An 18,466-nucleotide genomic window follows, 5' to 3' on the forward strand; every position below is an offset into this window, starting at 1 on the left:
CTTGTGGATCGTGCGCGGTGAGACCGCCGACAGGAGCGGCTTGTCCGTCCAATGAACATGTCCATTGAGCGTGACGGGCGTCACTTCCTACCTTGTCGCTGCTCGCTGGTCCGTGACCACGCCGAGCGTCCTGCATCAGGTCGGGTCGAAGAGCCGCGCATCGGAGCCGCGCGACGGCCCTGGGGCGGTGCGGCAGCGAGGCTGCCGGGACGGCCGCGAAGAAACATCCACAGCAGGGTCCGGCGGCGAACGCCGGTTCCGTCAGCAGCGCTTGGCGCGCAAGGAGTCGTCCATGGTTCAGACCGATTCGCCCCGTGCGACACGGGGAGAGGGTGACAGATACACCCTGAGTTCGGGCACGCTCGCCGCGGTGGTGCTCGCCGTGTGCCTCGCGCAGATGGCCCTTTCCGTGCCCTCACTCATCACCGGGCTGATCCAGCAGGATCTCACGCCGTCCTCGGCGCAGCTGACGTGGATCGTCGACGCCTTCTTCATTCCCGTCGCCGCGCTGGAACTGGGCTTCGGAGTGTTCGGTGACCTCTTCGGCCGCAAGCGCCTGCTCATCGGGGGCGCCGCCCTCATCGTCGCGGGCTCGGCTCTCGCGGTCCTGGTACCGGGCGAAGGGTCCTCGGCCGACACCCGGGTGACGCTGCTGATCACCGCCCAGGTCCTCAGCGGCATCGGAGCCGCGGCCATCTTCCCGACGAGCCTCGCCATGGTGGCGGCCGGCACCCACACCACCGCCACCCGCGCGCGGGGCGTGGCAGTCTGGGCCGCCGCGCTCTCGATCGGCGGCTTCCTCGGCCCGCTGCTGGCAGGTGTCGCCGCCAAGATCCACACCGGTTGGGACGGGACCGGGAACTGGCGCTGGGCCTACGTCGGTGTCCTGGTCATCGCCGCGGTCAGCGTGGTCCTTTCGCTGCTTCTCGCCCAGAACTCCGCCTCGCCCGAGGGACGGTCGCTCGACTGGCCGGGGCAGATCACCGCCGCGCTCGGGCTCTTCGCTCTGCTGTACGCGGTGATCCAGGGCCCCGAGAGCGGCTGGGGAAACCCGCAGATCGTCGTCGCGTTCATCGCCGCGGGCGTCTTCCTCGTGCTGTTCGTCTTCGCGGAGGGACGCGCGGCCGAACCGCTCCTTCTTCTGAGCGCCTTCAGGAACCGTGCGTTCGCCGTGAACTCGGTGGCCACCGTCGTCGGCATGTTCGGCTTCCTCGCGATCATGTACTCCACCAGCATCCGCCTCACCACCATCCAGGGATTCAGCCCGCTGAAAAGCTCCGTCGCCTACCTCTTCTTCGGAGGCATCGGCCTCGTGCTGCTGCCTCTCACGTACCGGCTGCTCGAGCGCTTCAACCCCCGGTGGGTACTCTTCGCCGGCCTCGGCCTGGTCGGGGTCGGCGGGCTGTGGTTCGCCGCCGTTCCGGCGAGCGACCGGGCGCTGGCGTCCATCGTCGGGCCGCTGATCCTCGCCGGTGTCGGATCGGGACTCGCCTTCGCCGCCATGAGCGCGGTCGCGGTCAACTCGCTGCCCAACCATCTCGCCGGGATGGCGAGCGGTGCCACGAGCACCTTCCGGGACCTCGGGTTCGCCTTCGGTCCCGCGATCGCGGGCGCTGTCGCGCTGGGTCAGGCCGCCAAGGAGATGGCCCGCGAAGTCGCCGGCAATCCCGCTCTGAGCAAGGCCTACGCGGCCTTCCAGGCCGCTCCGGCCCATGCGCCGGCGGGCCAGAAACCGCAACTGGAGGCGGCCGTTCACGCCGTGGCCTCGGGCCCGCTCGGCGCCAACTCGGTGCCGGCCACCGTGACGTCACCGGACGGCCGGGTCATCCCCTTCAACCCGCTCAAGGACGTCGCCTTCCAGGCCCTCAGCCACAGCTACTCCCACGCGTACGTGCTCGGCGGCGTGGCCGCTCTCGTGGCCGCGGCACTGACTCTGCTGGGCGGGCGCGGCGGTCCGCAGGAGACACATCTCGACGACGACCCGCACACCCTCGAGGACTGACAGGAGACCGACCATGACCACCGCACACGCAGCAGCGAGCACCGCCACGGTCGCCGAGGCGGAGGCGGCGTGGCTCGTCGCCATCACCCGGGGCGACGAGGAGCAGCGCGCGCTGATGCTGCCCGACTGCGTGATCGTCCACGCTCCGGTCGGCCACGTCCACGACCGCGAGAGCTTCCTGGACCACAACGCGTCCATGGGGGCCACTCTCCGAGCCGAGACCAGCCAGGTGACGTGCCAGGAGCGTGCGGGGCGGGCCGTGGTGACGTGTCATCAGAAGATGAGCATCAGGCGCATACCGGATCTGCCGCCGTTCCTCGTGCAGGCCGTGGCCACGCGGGTGTGGTTCGCGACCGACGGGGGCTGGCGCCTGGGCCATATGCAGCTCTCCCGGCGTCAGCCGTCGGTATGATGCGCCGGCTCCCCCGCAGCGCGGGCGGTCATGAGGTGCGGATGGGAATGCCCGGCCGCCAGCCGAGGCTCCTGGACAGCCCCAGACCGCTCGCGACCAGCGAGGGAACCGCCGCCTGGAGTTTGATGGAGCCGGCGGCCACCACCACCGACAGCGCCGCGACGACCTTGCCGGTGCCGTCGACGATCCGGGTCGCGACCGACTCGGCGCCCTCGCTCAGTTCCTCCTTGACGACGACCGTGCCGGTCGACCGGCAGGACGCCAGTTCGCGGCGGAGTTCCGCGGGGTCGACGATCGTCCTGGACGTGAAGCGCTGCAGCCTTCCCGCCAGCACCTCGTCGATGAAGGCGGGACTGCTGTGGCTCAGCAGCACCTTGCCGACGCCCGAGCAGTGCAGCGGCAGCAGGCCGCCGACCTGTGAGGTCAGGCCCACGGCGTTGACCGCCGACAGCCGTTCGATGATCACGGCCTGGTCACCCTGGAGGACGGCTAGCTGCACATGCTGGCGCAGCGCTGTGTACAGGTCCTCCACGAACGGCTGCGCGGCGCTGCGGAGGGTCTCGGCGCGTGGCGCCAGGGTCCCCAGTCGCCACAGCGGAAGGCCGATCGCGAACCGGTTGTCGCCGGTGCGTTCCAGCGCGCCGACCTCGACGAGTTCGAGTGTGAGGCGTCTGGCGGTGGCGTGCGGCATGCCCGTGCGCCGGACCAGGTCGGCCAGGCTCAGTTCGGTGTTGTTGGGGTCGAAGGCGAACAGCAGGTCCCACAGCCGGGAGCTGACTGACCGTCCGGGTTCGTTGGCGCGAGGCATGGGCCTCTCCTCTGCGGCTCGTGACCCTGCTCACCCTACCCGTGATGTTCGTTGGATGGATAGATCTGTTCTATCAACGCACATCGTGACGGACCCTTGCGTGCAGCCAGTCGTCAAGGCCAACGGGAGTGAAAGACCATGAGCACAGCAGACGGCCCCAAGATCGCGATCCTCGGCGGCGGTATCGGGGGCCTCGCGACCGCCGCGTTCCTGCGCGACCAGGGCTTCGAGAGCGAGGTCTACGAACAGGCCGCCGCGCTGACGGAGGTGGGTGCCGGCCTGGTGATCGCACCCAACGCCGCCCGCCTGCTCCGCCGGCTGGGCGTGCTGGACCGGTTCGTCGAGCGCGCCGTCCGCATGGAGATCGGCTGGGAGTTCCGGCGCTGGGAGAACGGCGCCGTGCTCTCCGCGGAGAACCTGGAGGAGGGATGCATCCGCCTCTACGGCGAGCACACCTACGCCGCCCACCGCGCCGACCTGCTGGACGCCCTGCGGTCGGCCGTCCCCGTGCGCTCGATCCACCTCGGCAAGCGCTGCGTCGCGGTCGAGTTCGAGGACGACCGCGCGGTGCTGCGGTTCGAGGACGGCGAGACGGTACGCCCGGACGTCCTCATCGGCGCCGACGGCGTCCACTCCCGTGTGCGCGGCGCCGTCGTCGGACCCACGCACGCCCGGGAGTCCGGCATCTGCGCATACCGGGCCCTCGTACCGGCCGAGAAGGCACCCGAGTTCGCCCGGCGGCGCGCCCAGACCCTCTGGATCGGCCCCGACCACCACCTCGTGCACTATCCGGTCTCCGGCGAGGAGTACGTCAACCTCGTCGCCTTCGCACCGGCCGGGGTCGACAGCGTGGAGTCGTGGACGGCGACCGCGACGGTCCGGGAACTCCTCGACGAGTTCGCCGGCTGGGATCCGCGGCTGGTGGAGCTGATCCGGGCCGCCGAGACACCGGGACGCTGGGCCCTGCTCGACCGCGAGCCCCTCGACCGCTGGAACCGCGGCAACGCGACCCTCCTCGGCGACGCCGCCCACCCGATGTTCCCGTTCTTCGCCCAGGGCGCGGCCCAGGCGATCGAGGACGCGGCCGCCCTCGCGCTCTGCCTCGGGGCGGCCCCGGACGCCCCGGTCCGGGCGCTGGGACGCTACGAGGAACTGCGCCGCCCCCGCACGGCACGCCTCCAGGAGGTGTCGCACGGCAGGTCGCACGTCAACCACCTCCCGGACGGCCCCGAGCAGCGGGCGCGCGACCGCGCGTACGCGGAGTCCGACCCGCTGCGGACGAACGGCTGGATCTACGCGTACGACCCGGAGGTCGCCCTCTCATGAAGATCACCGCCGCGGTGTCCCGTGCGGGCCGGGCCGTCCCCGGTCTCGAAGAGGTCGATCTCGAGGATCCGCGGCCGGACGAGGTTCTCGTGCGGGTCGTGGCCACGGGCATCTGCCACACCGACGTCAACGCGCACCAGGGCCGCGGGCTGCCCGTGCCGCGGCCGATCGTGCTCGGGCACGAGGGCGCGGGTGTCGTGGCGGCGGTCGGCGCCGGGGTGACGCGCCTGGTGCCCGGCGACCACGTGGTGCTCTCCGGCAACTCCTGCGGTGTGTGCCCCCGATGCCTCGACGCGCGGCCCACCTACTGCCGGGAGGCGATGCGCGTCGCCTTCGGCGGGGCCCGGCTCGACGGCAGCTCCCCGGTCACCCGGTCCGGGGAGCGGGTCGCGGCGATGTTCTTCGGACAGTCGTCCTTCGCGACGTACGCGCTGGCACCGGCCCGCAGCGCGGTCCTCCTCCCGAAGGACGTGCCCCTGCACCTGATGGGGCCGCTCGACTGCGGCGTCATCACGGGTGCGGGGTCGGTCCTGGAGGCGTTCCGGCTCCGGCCCGGGCAGTCGATCGCGGTGTTCGGCACCGGAGGCGTGGGGCTCGCGGCCGTGATGGCGGCCCGGCTCGCGGGCGCCCGGCGCGTCGTCGCCGTGGACGTCAGCCGGTCCCGGCTCGAACTCGCCGTGGAGCTGGGGGCGACCGACGCCGTGCCGGGTGACGCCGGCGCCGACCAGGAACTGCGGCGGATCGAACCCGACGGGTTCGACTTCGCGTACGTCACCGCGAACGTTCCGTCCGTCTACACGACCGCGACGGCCTGCCTGGGCGTGGAGGGCACCCTCGGCTATGTGGCCCCGCCCGCGGGCACCTGGGTCCCTGACACCGGCTTCCTGCTGGCCGGCGGCCGCAGACTGCAGGGCATCATCGGCGGCTCGGCGAACCCCCACACCCTGATCCCCCGGCTGGTCGAGTACTGGCGGGCGAAGCGGTTCCCCTTCGACCGGCTGATCGAGGAGTTCCCCTTCGGCGACTTCGCCAGGGCGTGGACGGAGACCGCCTCGGGGCGGGTGATCAAGGCCGTGCTCAGGATGCCGGAGAGCTGACATCGCTTCCGCGAACGGGCCCGTCCACGCGGTCTCGGGTCCCCCTCGCCGGGCAAGGCCCTGACCGTCCAACGAACACCCCCATTGTCCCAGGCCAGAAGGGATCGGAGACTCCGGTACGGGCAGCCCGGACCAAGGCTGCGCCCCGTACGTGTCAACACCTTGAATCGCCCAGAGAGGCGGACCATCGAATGGCAACCGCAACCGGTAGCGCACTCGTCGTTCGGGCCCTTCAGCGAGCCGGGGTCACCGTGGCCTTCGGGCTGCCCGGAGCGCACGTCGACGGCATTCTCCAGGACTCCCTGGACGCCAAGCTCCGCGTCGTCGACGTGCGTCACGAGATGAACGCCGGCCACGCGGCCGAGGGATACGCGCGCGTCACCGGGGATCTGGGGGTCGCCGTCGTCACGGCGGGCGGCGGCTTCACCAACGTCCTGACCTCGGTGGCCAACGCCCATCTGGACCGCACCCCCGTGCTGTACATCGCCGGCTCCGGTCCGCTGGAGACGGACCAGGTCAACGACCAGCAGGCGGGGTTCGACCAGGTCGCCATGGCCACCCCGGTGACCAAGTTCGCGCACCGCGTCACCCGCACCGAGCTGATCCCCCGCCTGGTCGCCCAGGCGATCCGTACCGCGCTGTCGGAGCCCAGGGGCCCGGTGCTCCTCGACATTCCCTGGGACGTCCTGCGCCAGTCGGTGGACGTCGACGAGGTCGACGACTACCGCGTCGAGGTCGACGGCACCGGCGTCTCCCCCGCCGGTGCCGTCGACCGCATCCTCGGCGCACTGGGCACCGCCCGGCGACCGGTCGCGCTCGTCGGCAAGTCCTTCGTGACCGCCGAAGCCCGCGCGCGACTGCATGAGTTCGCCGCCCGTACCGGAGTGCCCCTCTTCTCCGACTGGGAGGGCCTCGGCGCGATCACCGGCTCCGCACAGCAGGTCGGTCTCGTCCAGACCCTGGCCACCGTCCCCGAGGACGAGCGTCCCGACCTGGTCCTGATGCTCGGGCTGCGGTTCGGCATGACCACCCAGTTCGGCACCGGCCGGCTGCTTCCCAAGAGCGCCCGGCTCTTCCAGATCGACCCCGACGGGCGGGAGCTCGGCCGGTTGCAGGACGTCGAACTCGGCGTCCAGGCCGACCCGGTCGGCACGGTCGGCCTGCTGAACGAGCGCCTGGGCGACACGCCCCTCCCGCCGGGACGCGACGCGTGGCTGGACACCCTGCGGGACGTCTCGGCCACCCGGCGCTCCGCGCTCGCCGCCGAGATCGAGGACCACGAGGGCGCGATCCACCCGTACCTCGCGGTCCGCACGATCGCCGAGAGCGTTCCCGACGAGGCGACCGTCGTGGTCGACGGCGCCCTGACCGAACTGTGGCTCTCCGAGACGATCGCGCTCGCGCCGCTGGCCCACTATCTCGGGCACGGCTACCTCAGTTCGATGGGCAGCAACTTCGGTGTGGCGCTGGGCGCGCAGTACGCGGCCGCCGACAGGTCGACGATCCTCGTCACCGGCGACGGCGCCGTCGGCTACAGCCTCGCCGAGTTCGACACCCTGGTCCGGGCCGGACTCCCGGTCGTCGTGATCGTCCTCAACAACCGGGCCTGGGGCGCCACCCTGCACACCCAGCAGTTCCTCTTCGGCGCGGACCGCGTCACCAACAACCGTCTGGAGAACGGCTCCTACAGCGCGGTGGCACGCGCGCTCGGCGCGGACGGGGTCGACGTGACGGAGCCGGCCCAGCTGCGCCCGGCGATCGAAGCCGCCCTCGCGGCCCGCCGGCCGACGTGCATCGACGTACGTGTGAGCCTCGCCCCCATCCCTCCGGAGGAGCGCGTCCTCAACGGCGGGGCCCCCTTCGGCGGCATCGAGGTGGACGCGTGAGCCGCGAGCTGCCCGTCCAGGACCGGCGGCAGCGCTTCCTCGGCAAGACCTGCCTCGTCACCGGCGGCAGCCGGGGGCTCGGTCTGGCGACCGCACGGGCCTTCGCGCGCGAAGGCGCACGCGTGGTCGTCATCGCGCGCGACCCCGACCAGTTGAAGACCGCGAGCGAGCTGATCGGCGACGGCACGGTCGCCGTCTCCGCGGACCTCTCCTCCGTGGCCGGCATCAAGGCCGCGCTCACCGAGGTCGCCGCGGAAGTCGACCGTGTGGACGCCGCGTACATCAACGCGGGGCACGCGGGCATGAAGCGCCTCGACGACATGGACGAGGCCACCTGGGACAGGGTCTTCGACACCAATGTCAAGGGCTCGTTCTTCTTCATGCAGGGCCTCAGGCCCCTGCTCGCGCCCGGCGGGGCGGTCGTCTTCTGCGGCTCGGCGGCCGGCCGCCGGGCCAGCGCGGGCACCGCCGCGTACGGGGCCAGCAAGGCCGCGCTGGAGCACCTCACCCGCGTCCTCGCCGCCGAGGTCGTCGCGGAGGGCATCCGGGTCAACATCGTCATTCCGGCCGGCATGAACACCGACATCTCCGCCCGCACGACGGGCCTGCCGCCCGGCGGAGCGGACGCCTTCCGGGAGCGGCTCAGGCTCAGCACGCCCATGCTCCGGGAGGGAGAGCCGGAGGAACTCGCCGACGCCGTGCTCTTCCTGGCCTCGTCCGAGGCCGGCTACATCACCGGTACGGCCCTCCTCGTGGACGGTGGCCTCACCGGCTTCGTCCGCCCCTCCGCATAGACAGGCAGCACTCCATGGAGTTCCCCTTCGGTCAGCCGACCGACGCCGTCGTCCAGGTCGCCTACGCCGTCCCCGACCTCACCGCCGGGATGCGCTGGTGGACGGACCACCTCTGCGTCGGGCCCTGGTTCGTGAACGCCAGACTCGGCGGCGAGGGCTCCACCTACCGCGGTGCGCCGGGGAAGGCCGAGTTCACCCTCGCCCTCGCCTTCTCCGGCCACCTCATGGTCGAGCTCGCCCAGACCCTCGACGACGAGCCGTCCATCTACAAGGAGGCCCGTGAACGCCACGGTCACGGCTTCCACCACGTCGCCAGGATCGTCCCGGACGTCAGGGCAGAGGTCGCGCGTCGTACGTCGCGCGGAGCGACGGTCGTCTTCCACGACCTGTCCCCGGGCGGTGACGTCTACTTCCTGGACGGCGGGGCGGACGCCCCCGGAATGATCGAGCTGGTCCAGGACAACGCGATCACACGCGAGATCTTCACGGCGGCCTGGCGGGCCTCGGTCGGCTGGGACGGTTCGCGACCGGTGCGCGACTTCGCGGAGCTGCTGCCGAACTGATCAGGCGGCCATCGCGCCTCGGGGGCGGTCCTGTCGGACCGCCCCCGAGGCGCGTGTTGAGGTCATACCCCCGCGGGGGCCAGGACGATGTCGAAGCGCACCCGGCTCCACGTGCCGTCGACGGCACGCCCGTCAGGCGTCGCCGTGCCCGCGGGCTGCCGCTCGAACCGCTTGATCAGCGAGTCCTTGACGCCGAAGACGGTGTCCTTGCGGCCGATGGGATCGCCCTCGGGGAAGATGTGCGTCACCAGGGTGCGCGCCCCCTCGTGGGACACCATGAAGTGCAGGTGTGCGGCGCGCAGCGGCGAGCGGCCGACCGCGTCGAGCATCTTGCCCACGGGCCCGTCGTCGGGGATGGGGTACGGCGTCGGAGTCAGCCCCCAGAAACGGTAGCCACCGTCGGCGGCGGTGAACAGATGCGCACGGCCGGCGCGTTTGCCGGCGTCGTACTGCACGTCGTAGAGCCCGTCCTCGTCGGCCTCCCACACCTCGATCCGCGCGCCGGCGAGCGGGGTGCCGTCGGTTCCGGTGACGGTGCCCTCGACCCAGCAGGGCTCACCGGGCGCGCCGAAGGCCAGGTCCCCGCCGAGTTCGATGCGTGGGGCGTCCTCGACGAAGAAGGGCCCGAAGACGGTGGCCTCGGTGGCGCCCCGGTAGGCCTGGTTGTTGACGTTGATCGTCTGCATGCTCGTGCCGAGGGTGTCGGACAGCAGGATGAACTCCTGCCGGACCTCGTCGGTGATGTGGCCGGCCCTGGTGAGGAAGTCGATCGCCGCTCCCCACTCCTCCTCGGTGAGCCGGACCTCGCGGACGAAGGAGTGCAGGTGCCTGACCAGCGAGACCATGAGCTCCCTCAGCCGCGGGTCGCCGCACCCGTCGAAGGAGGCCACGACGTCGTCCACGAGCCGCTGCTCGACCGCCCGTTGCTCCGGTGACACCTCTCGCTGGACGACGGCGTCGGCACCGGCCTGGGCCGAGCCGGGGTTGACGTAGGTAGCCATGACGGCCTCTTTCATTCGATCGGGTGGCCGGCCCACGCCGCCTTCAGCAGCGCGGTCAGGTTCTCGTCGGTGACGGGTGTGGGGTTGTCGGCGGGGATCGCCCTGGTGATCGGCTCCCGCGCCTTGGCGATGCCGTCCTCGGGCATGCCGAGGTCGCGCAGGGCGCGCGGCGCGTCCAGCGTCCGGCGCAGCGCGGCCAGACCGGCGTTCGCGGTGTCGGTCCCGAAGGCGCGGGCGACGCGGGCCTCGGCCGCGGGCGCGTGCGGGGCGTTGAAGGCCAGCACGTACGGCAGCACCACCGCGTGGGTCTGGGCGTGCGGGAGGTTGAACATGCCGCCGAGGACATGGCAGAGCTTGTGGTGCATCCCGGAGCCGGCCGAGGCGAAGGCGACCGCGGCGAGGTAGGCGCCGTACAGCGTCTGCTCGATGCCGGTGAGCCCGGTCGGAGCGCCGGCCACCGCCGGCAGGCCGGTCGCCAGCGCGCGGATGCCCTCCTGTGCCAGCGCCCGGTCGATCGGGTCGGCACGCGGGCCCCACATCGAGTCCACGCAGTGCGCCAGCGCGTTCAGACCGCTGGCGACGGTCAGCTCGCCGGGCAGGGTGGTCAGGAGAGCGGCGTCGTACACGACCGACGCGGGCAGCACCCGGGCGTCGGTGCCGGTGGTCTTGGTCTCCCCCTCGGTCAGGCCCCAGACGTCGGTCGCCTCGGAGCCGGCGTAGGTGGTGGGGACGGCCACGATCGGCAGCCCGGTGGTCAGTGCCACCGCCTTGGCCAGGCCCGTGGTCGAGCCGCCGCCGACGCTGACCAGGATGTCCGCGCCGGAGTCGGCGGCCGCACGCCGGGCGCGCCGGGCGACCTCGACCGGTACGTGCATCACGACCTCTTCGTGGCGCAGGACGACCGGGATCCTCTCGGCGATCGGATCGGCGAGCTCCTTCTCCCGGTCCGAGGCGATCAGCACGGCCCTGGACGCGCCCTGTGCCTCGACCTCCGCCGCCACCGCGGCGGGCGACGTTCCGGCCGCGAACACCACGCGCTGGGGAAGGGTCTGGTGGGTGAACCTCATCAGGCTCCCGTCAGCCATCTCTCACCTTCCGAGTAGAGCTGTTCGACCGCCGCGCCGGTGAGGCCGGGCAGGCCGTCCTTCACGGTGAAACCGGCCTTGGCCTGTACGTAGGCCAGGTGCCGGTAGCCGGTCGGGAAGCGGTCCAGAAGGCCGGGGTCCAACGTCAGCCGGGCCGCCGGGTCCACGGTGTCGAGTCGGTCCTTCTCGTAGATCGGCTGCCTGCGTACAAGGGTCCAGCGTCCCGCGTGGCGGGCGAGGAAGTCGTAGAAGCGGCCGGTGCAGACGACGTCGACCTCCACGCCGTCGACGCTCGCGCGCTGGTTGATGGTCATCTTCGTCTGGGCGACGGCCCGGTCGCCGGCGACGTCCGCGGTGTGGCCGCCCAGGAAGTGGAGAATGCTGACGCCGTTCTCGAAGCCCTCGCGGCTGGCCTTGATGAAGTCGGTGGCGCTGCCCTGGAACCAGGTGGCGTTCATCCAGCCGTCCCGCGGATGCCAGACCGTGGCGAAGCGGGTCCAGTCCCCGGCGTCGCGCCACAGTGCCCAGTCCTCGACGAGCTGCCGGATCTCGTGGCGGTCGGTGTCCGCCTGCGACATTGTTGACTCCTTGGAGTGGGAGACCTCCGGTGGCGGGGTCTCGTCAGACGGACCGGAGGAACTCCTCCAGCTCTCGGGTGAGTTGCTGCGCGGCTTTCCTCTCGCGGGCATCCACCAGCCATGCCGCGGCCACTTCCGGGCAGAACGCCGCGGCAAGACACCACACCCAGGGCAGTGAGGCCCCGGGGCGCGGCGCACGCCGTGTCGCGTGCGCCCTACGGCCTCGTCGCATCGTCAGATGGGGTAGTGGCGGGATCCGGACTGGATGGTGATCCAGCGCAGTTCGGTGAACTCCTCCAGCGCGGCGCGGGAGCCGAAGCGGCCCCAGCCGCTGGCTCCGACGCCGCCGAAGGGCATCTGGGGTTCGTCGTGCACGGTGGCGCCGTTGACGTGGCAGATACCCGACCTGATACGGCGGGCCACGTCGAGGGCCGCGGCGGCGTCCTTGCCGAACACGGCGGCGGAGAGCCCGTACTCGGTGTCGTTGGCGACGGCGACGGCCTCGTCGGTGGAGTCGACCTCGATGATCGAGACCACCGGTCCGAAGGTCTCCTCCTGGTAGACGCGCATGTCCGGTGTGACTCCGCGCAGCACGGTGGGCTTCACGAACAGCCCGTCCGCCGTGCCGCCGGTCAGGACCTGGGCGCCCTTGGCGCGGGCGTCCTCGATCAGCTCGACCACGTGGTCGCGGGCGGCGGCGTGGACCAGCGGGCCGATCTGTGAGGCGGGGTCGCTCGGGGGGCCGACGACCAACTTCGCGGCCCGCTCGGCCAGGCGGGAGGAGAGCTCGTCGGCCACGGTCCGGTCGACGATGACCCGCTCGGTCGACATGCAGATCTCGCCCTGGTTCATGAAGGCGCCGAAGCTCGCCGCCGCGGCGGCCTCCTCCAGGTCCGCGTCGGGGAGGACCAGAAAGGGTGCCTTGCCGCCGAGTTCGAGGACGACCCGGGTCAGGTGGCGGCCGCCGAGTTCGCCGATGATGCGGCCGACCCTGCTGGATCCGGTGAAGTTGACGCGGGTCACGGCGGGGTGCGCGATCAGGGCCTCGACGACGGCCGGGCCGTCCTCGGGGGCGTTGCTGATGAGGTTGACCGCTCCGGCGGGCACGCCGGCGTCGTGCAGCACCTGGACGATGGCGGCCTGGGTGAGCGGGGTCTGCTCGGAGGACTTCAGCACCACGGTGTTGCCCCACACCAGCGGCCACACGACGGCGCGCACGCCGAGGATCAGCGGCGCGTTCCAGGGCGCGATGCCCACGACGACGCCGACCGGCTGGCGGACGGCGAGGGCGGTGAGGCCTGGCACGTCCGACGGGATGACCTCGCCGACGGCCGCGTAGGCCTGGGCCGCCGCTTCGACGAGCATGCCCTTGGCGACGTGCACGTTGAAGCCGCACCACGGGAGGGTGGCGCCCATCTCGCGGCTCATCGTGGCGACGATGTCGTCGGTGCGCTCACCGAGCAGCACGGCCGCGCGTTCCAGCACCGCCCGCCGTGCGGCCGGCGGCAATCCCGACCACTCCGGCAGTGCCGCCGCGGCGGCGTCCACCGCGAGGTTCACGTCGTCGACGCCGGCCGCCGCGACCCGGGCGACGGGTTCGCCGGTCAGGGCCTCGACGGTCTCGAAGTAGCGGCCGTCCTTGGCCGCGACGTGCTCGCCCGCGATGAGGAGGTCGCTGGTCCGGACCGCGCCGGACGTGGGTGCCTCGATCTCAGTGGCTGACATGTGTTGCCTCATCTCCACAACAGCGGCGATCGTCGTCGACCGCCGCAGGAACCCTTCATGTCGAACTTTCGATGGCCGGCCGCCCACCCTGAAGCCTCTTGTCCGTTCATCGAACAGCGGCGTGAGCACAGGGCGGGTCGATCCTCCGGGGCGTCAGACCGGTGGCATGCGCTTGGCCTGGTGCAGATGGGCCAGGCGCCAGCCCTCCGGGGTCTCCTCCCACACCCGGGTCACCGTCTCCTGGACCGGGAAGGGCGGGAGGTTCTCGTCGAAGACGATGTGCATCTCCTGGAGGCAGGTGGTGATGGCGGTGTTGCCGCGCACCGTGATGCTGAGTTCCTCGGCCTTCGCGAAGACGTGCCGGCGGCGGGTCCAGGTGAAGTGGGCGAAGGTCCGGGGGTCGTCGATCTTTCCGACTGGGCCGTGGATGGCCCGGCCGTCCTCGAGCATGAGGGCGATCATCGCGTCCTCGCCCTCGGTGAGGGCGGTGAGCCATGCGGCCTCCGCCCGCTCGACGGCCTCGACGGTCGCCGCGGCGGCGGGAAGGGTAGTGGTCACAGGTCCAGCTCCAGAGTCGGTGAGAGGGCGCGCGACGAGCACGTGGTGAACATGCCGTCGGCGCGTTCCCGGTCGGTCAGGATGTCGTCGCGGTGGTCGGGCTCCCCGGCGAGCACGCGCACGATGCACTCACCGCAGATGCCCTGCCGGCAGGAGTAGGGGGCGTCGACGCCGTGGGCGAGCAGGACGTCGAGGACGCTGTCGCCCTCCTTGACGTCGTAGTCGCCGCCGCTCTTGGCGAGCCGCACCGTGAAGGTCCCGCCCGCCTTGTGCGCCTCGGTGCTCTCCGTCGGCGCGAAGCGTTCCTTGTGGATTGCCTCGGCGGGCCACCCCGCGGCGAGGGCCGAGGAGATCACGAAGTCCATGAAGCCGCCGGGGCCGCAGACGTAGACCGCCGTGTCGGGGTCGGGCCGGCCGATGTCGGTGGCGACCGCGAACCGCTGGTCGTCCGGGCCGTCGTCGAAGTGCAGCCGGACGCGGGGGTGGTGCTCCAGTTCGTCGAGGAACGCCGCGTCGGCCCGGCTGCGGGCGCAGTAGTGCAATGCGTACTCCGCGCCCGCCGCGTCGAGCGCGTGCGCCATGGCCAGCAGTGGGGTGACGCCGATACCGCCGGCCACCAGTAGATGGCGGCGCGCCGTGTCGGAGACGCCGAACCTGTTGCGTGGAGGCGAGATCCGCAGCCGGTCGCCCTCGCGCAGGCGGTGCATGCCGAGCGAGCCGCCGCGTGAGGCGGTCTCGGCCAGCACCGCCAGCCGGTAGCGGGTGCGGTCGTGCGGCGGCCCGCACAGGGAGTACTGGCGGACCAGCCCGTCCGAACCGTCCACCAGGACGTCGACGTGGGCACCGGGGGCGAACTCGGGAAGGTCGGTGCCGTCGGGGCCGATCAGGTCGAGCACCACGATCCGGGCGGTCGCCTCGCGCCGGCCGACCACGATGGTGTCGAGCCACTCGTCGCTCATGGCCGGACTCAGACGCCGGCGGCGGCCGGGGCGCCCTCGCCCGCGGGGCGTTTGCCGAGGGTGAAGAGGCCGGACTGGGTGCGATGGACGTGCGAGGGGTCGCGGACGATGTTGATGGGGTCGCGTCCCGCCTCGACGTCGTCGACCATCGCCAGCAGCATGCGGCGCAGCATGACGACGCCGCGGTCCGAGGTGGCCAGGGTTTCCTCGGAGTCCAGGGTGATGGCTCCCTGCGAGCCCTGGGCCTCCGCGTCGCCGGGGAACTGGTGGCGTTCCTCGTCGGTCAGCTCGTGGTTCTGCTTGCCGTTCTGCGTGATGCCGACGACGAAGCGGACCATGCGCTCGGGGTCGTTGGCGCGGATCGAGAAGAAGAGCCGGTTGCTGGTGTCGTCGGAGGGCACCAGCCACAGCAGCTGGTCCGGCTTGTCGGGGCTCATCCGCACGTAGTCGGGCAGGCCGAAGATGGTGGGCAGGTGCTGCTCGACGGCGAACCCGTACTCGGTGACCTCGCCGTTCTCGCCCTCGACCTCGAAGCGCTGGACGTACTTCACGCCGTGGTCGGTGCGTTCGTACGTCACGCGGTCGGCGATGGTGGCCGGGTCGAAGAAGCTCTCGGGATAGCCGAAGGTGCCGGTGCCCAGCATCTGGTAACCGCTGTGCGTGGAGTGGAGCCAGGTGACATGGGTCGGGTCGGCGCCGTTCTCGTACATGTTGAGCCAGTTGAAGTCGGCCGGCATGCCGAGGACCGCGGCGTGCGGGACCGGCCAGCTCGCGAAGTACCGCTCGTCCTCGGCGGGGTTCTCCAGGACGTCGTAGCGCGGGAGTTCGGGCTTCAGCTCGGGCGGGCCCATGTAGACGAAGACCAGGCCGTAGCGCTCCTGGACGGGGTACCACGGCTGCCGGGCGGCGTCGCGCCTGCGCCCCAGGCCCGGCTCGCAGGCCTGCTCGACGCAGCGGCCCTCGACGTCGAACTTCCAGCCGTGGTAGCAGCAGCGGATGCCGTCGTCCTCGACCCGGCCGTAGTAGAGGCTGGCGCCGCGATGGGCGCAGCGCTCGATCACCACACCGGGCCTGCCCTGCCCGTCCCGGAACACGACCAGGTCCTCGCCCAGCACACGGGTCTTCTTTGGCAGGGCCCCGGCGAGGAGCGTCTCCGAGCTGGCGATCGGGTGCCAGTAGCGGCGCAGTGCCTCGCCCATGGGAGTACCGGGGCCGACCTGGCGCAGCCGGGCGTTGTACGAGGGCTTCGGGCGGCCGTAGGCCGTACCCGTGTCGAGGTCTGACGTGGTGGTCATGATGCTGTCTCCCGTGCGGCTCGGGCGCACAGCGGTGGCGTGGGCAGGGCAGTGGGGGATCACCTGCGAGGGCACCGTCGCGTGCGGTCCTCGAATAGGATTGTGCATTCACATTCGCATTACGTCCGCGCAGCGTCAAGGGTCATGTCCACGCACCGGCCCGCCCCGGCGGACCAGCGGGGCCGCTTCCGACGGTGTATAGGCTGGGACGGTGAGTACCGAACCGTCATTCGACCTGCCGCCGGCACAGCAGGCCCGCAGCCGGCTGACCCAGCAGCGGATCCTGGAGGCGGGCACCGCCCTCCTCGAAGAGGGCGGCACCGAGGCGCTCACCGTCGCGGCCGTCGCCGCCCGGGCAGGGGTCGCGGTCGGCAGCGTCTACCGGCGGTTCGGCGACAAGGACCGCCTCATCGCGGCCCTGCAGCACGACATGATCGAGCAGTTCAACGCCGACATCGTCCGCCGCTTCGCCCCGCTGAGCACGGAGCCGAGCGCGCTGGTCGCCTCGGCGGTCACCGGACTCACCGACACCTACCAGGCGCACGAGCGGCTGATGCGCGTCTTCCTGGCCGCGGGCGCGACCGATCCCGCGGTGGCCCGGGTCGGGTCGGAGGCCGCCATCGACGCCGACCGGGTCTTCCGGCGGTTCCTGGAGCCGATCGTGCCGATGATCGACGGGCCGGATCCGGAGCGGCGCCTGGACGTCGTCTACCGCCTGATCTACGGGACCTGCCAGAACCGTGTGCTGTACGGCGATCTCTTCGAGTCGGACCGGCCACTGACGTGGCATCAGCTGACCGACGAACTGGTGGACGTCGCCTGCCGGTACCTGCTCGGCACGCCGGGACGGTGAGCCGGGGCCCCGATGTGAATGCGAGCACCTCTTCACATCTGGGGGGTGCGGTCACATACTGGGCTGACGCCACGGACGGCGGCCGCTCGAGCCCGCGGCCGGCCAGGGAAGGAACCGCCCCATGCGAGAGCCCCTCAGCTACGAGATCGCGCACGGCGCCGCAGTCGCCGCCCTGGAGGCGGGCAGAGCCGAGGGCCACAAGGTGTGCGCCGTCGTGGTCAACCGAAGCGGCGTGACCAAGGTCCTCCTCAGCGACGACGGCGTGGGGCTCCTCGGGGTCGAGACCGCGCGACGCAAGGCCTACACCTCGGCCGTGAGCGGAGTGCCGACCGCCAAGTTCGCGGCCTTCGCGGCCTCCCCTCAGATGCAGGTCGCGCCCCCTCACCTGGTCGACTCGAACCTGTTGCCGGTCGCCGGCGGCGTGCCGATCGTCACGGCGGACGGGGAGGTCATCGGCGCCATCGGCGTGGGCGGAGCGGACGACGTGACCGACGACCGCATCGCGCAGCAGGCCCTGGACTCCGTCACGAAGATCGTCGCGTAGGCGACGCGACCGCCCCCCGACGCCGGCCGGGCGGGCCTATTTCATCGTCGTCCGGATGATCCCGACCGTACGTGCCAGATGCGGCTCGGAGCGGTCGGCGCGATGGGCGACGGCGAGCTCCACACGGGCGTCGGCCCCGGTCAGCGGGCGGTAGGCGACTCCGTCGAGCGCCAGGGCGGTCACGGGCTCGGGCACGACCGCGACGCCGAGGCCGCCGGCCACGAGCGTGACCAGGGTCGAGGTCTCGCCGACCTCGTGGCGGATGTGCGGCTCCACGCCGGCGTCGCGCAGCAGGCCCAGGACGACGTCGTACATCACCGACCGCCGGTCGGCGGAGTGCACGATCAGGTCGGCACCGGCGAGGTCCGTGATCCGCAGCCGTTTGCGGCGGGCGAGCGCGTGGTCGACCGGCACGGCGACGACGAGCCCGTCGCGGCGCAGGGTGTGCACCGTGAGGGAGAGGTCGGCCGCGGGCGGACGCAGCAGCGCGACGTCGATCGCGCCGGTGCGCAGGGCCTCGACCTGGTCGGGGGCGAGCATCTCGCCGCGGAAGGAGAAGTCGACGCCCGGAAGCTCCTCCGTGAGCCGACGCGAGAGCGCGGGCAGGAGGCTGTACGTCGCCGAACCGACACACCCGATCGCGAGGTGGCCCACCGAGCCGCCCGCGACGAGCCGTGCGTGATGGGCGGCCTCGTCGACCTCGGCGAGGATCGCGCGCGCCCGCTCCAGGTAGGCCCGGCCCGCCTCGGTCAGGTCGACGCGCCGGGTGGTGCGGTGCAGCAGCTCGACGCCGAGCTCCGACTCCAGCTGGCGGATCTGCTGGGACAGCGGCGGCTGGGCCATGTGCAGCCGCTCGGCGGCCCGGCCGAAATGCCGCTCCTCGGCCACCGCCACGAAGTACCGCAGGTGCCGAAGATCCATATGCCGTCCATATCAATCGGCTGAGATATACGTACTTCAGAATATCGCGCCCCGGAACT

The 18,466-nt window shown here is 71.7% G+C and carries 18 protein-coding genes; 9 read left to right on the forward strand and 9 right to left on the reverse strand.

What is annotated here, in order from left to right:
- The first annotated feature begins 292 nt into the window (after positions 1-292).
- Together ACFY0P_RS29670 and ACFY0P_RS29675 are read left to right on the forward strand one after the other, a co-directional pair.
- Positions 293-2,002, forward strand: coding sequence for an MFS transporter (locus ACFY0P_RS29670; protein WP_388919608.1), 1,710 nt, complete (start codon positions 293-295; stop codon positions 2,000-2,002).
- A 13-nt stretch (positions 2,003-2,015) separates the two neighbouring features.
- Positions 2,016-2,414: a nuclear transport factor 2 family protein gene (locus tag ACFY0P_RS29675; RefSeq protein ID WP_388919611.1), complete on the forward strand. Its 399-nt coding sequence runs from the start codon at positions 2,016-2,018 to the stop codon at positions 2,412-2,414.
- A gap of 28 nt (positions 2,415-2,442) precedes the next feature.
- Here ACFY0P_RS29675 and ACFY0P_RS29680 read toward each other — a convergent pair whose 3' ends face one another.
- Positions 2,443-3,222 carry an IclR family transcriptional regulator gene (locus tag ACFY0P_RS29680; RefSeq protein ID WP_388919614.1) on the reverse strand — a complete coding sequence of 260 codons (780 nt, stop codon included), beginning with the start codon at positions 3,220-3,222 and terminating at the stop codon, positions 2,443-2,445.
- Positions 3,223-3,360: 138 nt separating this feature from the next.
- Here ACFY0P_RS29680 and ACFY0P_RS29685 point away from each other — a divergent pair, with 138 nt between their 5' ends.
- From ACFY0P_RS29685 to ACFY0P_RS29705, 5 genes are all read left to right on the forward strand, one after another.
- Complete coding sequence (locus ACFY0P_RS29685; protein WP_388919617.1) at positions 3,361-4,548, forward strand: FAD-dependent monooxygenase; 1,188 nt, start codon at positions 3,361-3,363, stop codon at positions 4,546-4,548.
- On the forward strand, positions 4,545-5,645 hold the full coding sequence (locus ACFY0P_RS29690; RefSeq protein WP_388919620.1) for an NAD(P)-dependent alcohol dehydrogenase: 1,101 nt from the start codon (positions 4,545-4,547) through the stop codon (positions 5,643-5,645). Before ACFY0P_RS29685 ends, ACFY0P_RS29690 begins: the two co-directional genes overlap by 4 nt.
- Positions 5,646-5,836: 191 nt before the next feature.
- On the forward strand, positions 5,837-7,531 hold the full coding sequence (locus tag ACFY0P_RS29695) for a thiamine pyrophosphate-binding protein (RefSeq protein WP_388919623.1): 1,695 nt from the start codon (positions 5,837-5,839) through the stop codon (positions 7,529-7,531).
- Positions 7,528-8,325, forward strand: coding sequence for an SDR family NAD(P)-dependent oxidoreductase (locus ACFY0P_RS29700; RefSeq protein ID WP_388919626.1), 798 nt, complete (start codon positions 7,528-7,530; stop codon positions 8,323-8,325). The genes ACFY0P_RS29695 and ACFY0P_RS29700 overlap by 4 nt, the downstream gene beginning before the upstream one ends.
- A 14-nt stretch (positions 8,326-8,339) precedes the next feature.
- Positions 8,340-8,888 carry a VOC family protein gene (locus ACFY0P_RS29705; protein ID WP_388919629.1) on the forward strand — a complete coding sequence of 183 codons (549 nt, stop codon included), beginning with the start codon at positions 8,340-8,342 and terminating at the stop codon, positions 8,886-8,888.
- A 62-nt stretch (positions 8,889-8,950) separates the two neighbouring features.
- Here ACFY0P_RS29705 and ACFY0P_RS29710 read toward each other — a convergent pair whose 3' ends face one another.
- The 7 genes from ACFY0P_RS29710 to ACFY0P_RS29740 form a co-directional block, all read right to left on the reverse strand.
- A complete protein-coding gene (locus ACFY0P_RS29710; RefSeq protein ID WP_388919632.1) occupies positions 8,951-9,889 on the reverse strand; it encodes an intradiol ring-cleavage dioxygenase in 939 nt (312 codons plus the stop codon).
- An 11-nt stretch (positions 9,890-9,900) separates the two neighbouring features.
- Positions 9,901-10,956: a maleylacetate reductase gene (locus ACFY0P_RS29715; RefSeq protein ID WP_388920012.1), complete on the reverse strand. Its 1,056-nt coding sequence runs from the start codon at positions 10,954-10,956 to the stop codon at positions 9,901-9,903.
- Positions 10,956-11,552 (reverse strand): nuclear transport factor 2 family protein, encoded by a 597-nt coding sequence (locus ACFY0P_RS29720; RefSeq protein ID WP_388919635.1) that lies wholly within the window; start codon positions 11,550-11,552, stop codon positions 10,956-10,958. Before ACFY0P_RS29720 ends, ACFY0P_RS29715 begins: the two co-directional genes overlap by 1 nt.
- 234 nt (positions 11,553-11,786) lie before the next feature.
- The gene (locus ACFY0P_RS29725) at positions 11,787-13,277 is read right to left on the reverse strand and encodes an aldehyde dehydrogenase (protein WP_388919638.1); all 1,491 of its coding nucleotides are present in this window, start codon (positions 13,275-13,277) and stop codon (positions 11,787-11,789) included.
- 153 nt (positions 13,278-13,430) lie between these two features.
- Positions 13,431-13,835, reverse strand: coding sequence for a nuclear transport factor 2 family protein (locus tag ACFY0P_RS29730; protein ID WP_388919640.1), 405 nt, complete (start codon positions 13,833-13,835; stop codon positions 13,431-13,433).
- On the reverse strand, positions 13,832-14,794 hold the full coding sequence (locus ACFY0P_RS29735) for a PDR/VanB family oxidoreductase (RefSeq protein ID WP_388919643.1): 963 nt from the start codon (positions 14,792-14,794) through the stop codon (positions 13,832-13,834). Before ACFY0P_RS29735 ends, ACFY0P_RS29730 begins: the two co-directional genes overlap by 4 nt.
- An 8-nt stretch (positions 14,795-14,802) precedes the next feature.
- Positions 14,803-16,089: a Rieske 2Fe-2S domain-containing protein gene (locus tag ACFY0P_RS29740; protein WP_388919646.1), complete on the reverse strand. Its 1,287-nt coding sequence runs from the start codon at positions 16,087-16,089 to the stop codon at positions 14,803-14,805.
- A 211-nt stretch (positions 16,090-16,300) separates the two neighbouring features.
- Here ACFY0P_RS29740 and ACFY0P_RS29745 point away from each other — a divergent pair, with 211 nt between their 5' ends.
- Complete coding sequence (locus tag ACFY0P_RS29745; RefSeq protein ID WP_388919649.1) at positions 16,301-16,942, forward strand: TetR/AcrR family transcriptional regulator; 642 nt, start codon at positions 16,301-16,303, stop codon at positions 16,940-16,942.
- Positions 16,943-17,063: 121 nt separating this feature from the next.
- On the forward strand, positions 17,064-17,486 hold the full coding sequence (locus tag ACFY0P_RS29750) for a heme-binding protein (RefSeq protein WP_388919652.1): 423 nt from the start codon (positions 17,064-17,066) through the stop codon (positions 17,484-17,486).
- A gap of 36 nt (positions 17,487-17,522) precedes the next feature.
- Here ACFY0P_RS29750 and ACFY0P_RS29755 read toward each other — a convergent pair whose 3' ends face one another.
- Entirely contained in the window at positions 17,523-18,407 is an 885-nt protein-coding gene (locus tag ACFY0P_RS29755) for a LysR substrate-binding domain-containing protein (RefSeq protein ID WP_388919655.1), read from the reverse strand.
- Positions 18,408-18,466 lie beyond the last annotated feature (59 nt).

The sequence above is a fragment of the Streptomyces sp. NPDC001714 genome, assembly GCF_042892755.1.
Lineage (GTDB): Bacteria > Actinomycetota > Actinomycetes > Streptomycetales > Streptomycetaceae > Streptomyces.

Bases quoted from the DNA above. Each gene is read 5' to 3' on its own strand.
- ACFY0P_RS29720 (WP_388919635.1), bottom strand. From the start codon at position 11,552: ATGTCGCAGGCGGACACCGACCGCCACGAGATCCGGCAGCTCGTCGAG.
- ACFY0P_RS29755 (WP_388919655.1), bottom strand. From the start codon at position 18,407: ATGGATCTTCGGCACCTGCGGTACTTCGTGGCGGTGGCCGAGGAGCGG.
- ACFY0P_RS29740 (WP_388919646.1), bottom strand. From the start codon at position 16,089: ATGACCACCACGTCAGACCTCGACACGGGTACGGCCTACGGCCGCCCG.
- ACFY0P_RS29705 (WP_388919629.1), top strand. From the start codon at position 8,340: ATGGAGTTCCCCTTCGGTCAGCCGACCGACGCCGTCGTCCAGGTCGCC.
- ACFY0P_RS29715 (WP_388920012.1), bottom strand. From the start codon at position 10,956: ATGAGGTTCACCCACCAGACCCTTCCCCAGCGCGTGGTGTTCGCGGCC.
- ACFY0P_RS29685 (WP_388919617.1), top strand. From the start codon at position 3,361: ATGAGCACAGCAGACGGCCCCAAGATCGCGATCCTCGGCGGCGGTATC.
- ACFY0P_RS29670 (WP_388919608.1), top strand. From the start codon at position 293: ATGGTTCAGACCGATTCGCCCCGTGCGACACGGGGAGAGGGTGACAGA.
- ACFY0P_RS29690 (WP_388919620.1), top strand. From the start codon at position 4,545: ATGAAGATCACCGCCGCGGTGTCCCGTGCGGGCCGGGCCGTCCCCGGT.
- ACFY0P_RS29695 (WP_388919623.1), top strand. From the start codon at position 5,837: ATGGCAACCGCAACCGGTAGCGCACTCGTCGTTCGGGCCCTTCAGCGA.
- ACFY0P_RS29675 (WP_388919611.1), top strand. From the start codon at position 2,016: ATGACCACCGCACACGCAGCAGCGAGCACCGCCACGGTCGCCGAGGCG.
- ACFY0P_RS29725 (WP_388919638.1), bottom strand. From the start codon at position 13,277: ATGTCAGCCACTGAGATCGAGGCACCCACGTCCGGCGCGGTCCGGACC.
- ACFY0P_RS29710 (WP_388919632.1), bottom strand. From the start codon at position 9,889: ATGGCTACCTACGTCAACCCCGGCTCGGCCCAGGCCGGTGCCGACGCC.
- ACFY0P_RS29680 (WP_388919614.1), bottom strand. From the start codon at position 3,222: ATGCCTCGCGCCAACGAACCCGGACGGTCAGTCAGCTCCCGGCTGTGG.
- ACFY0P_RS29735 (WP_388919643.1), bottom strand. From the start codon at position 14,794: ATGAGCGACGAGTGGCTCGACACCATCGTGGTCGGCCGGCGCGAGGCG.
- ACFY0P_RS29750 (WP_388919652.1), top strand. From the start codon at position 17,064: ATGCGAGAGCCCCTCAGCTACGAGATCGCGCACGGCGCCGCAGTCGCC.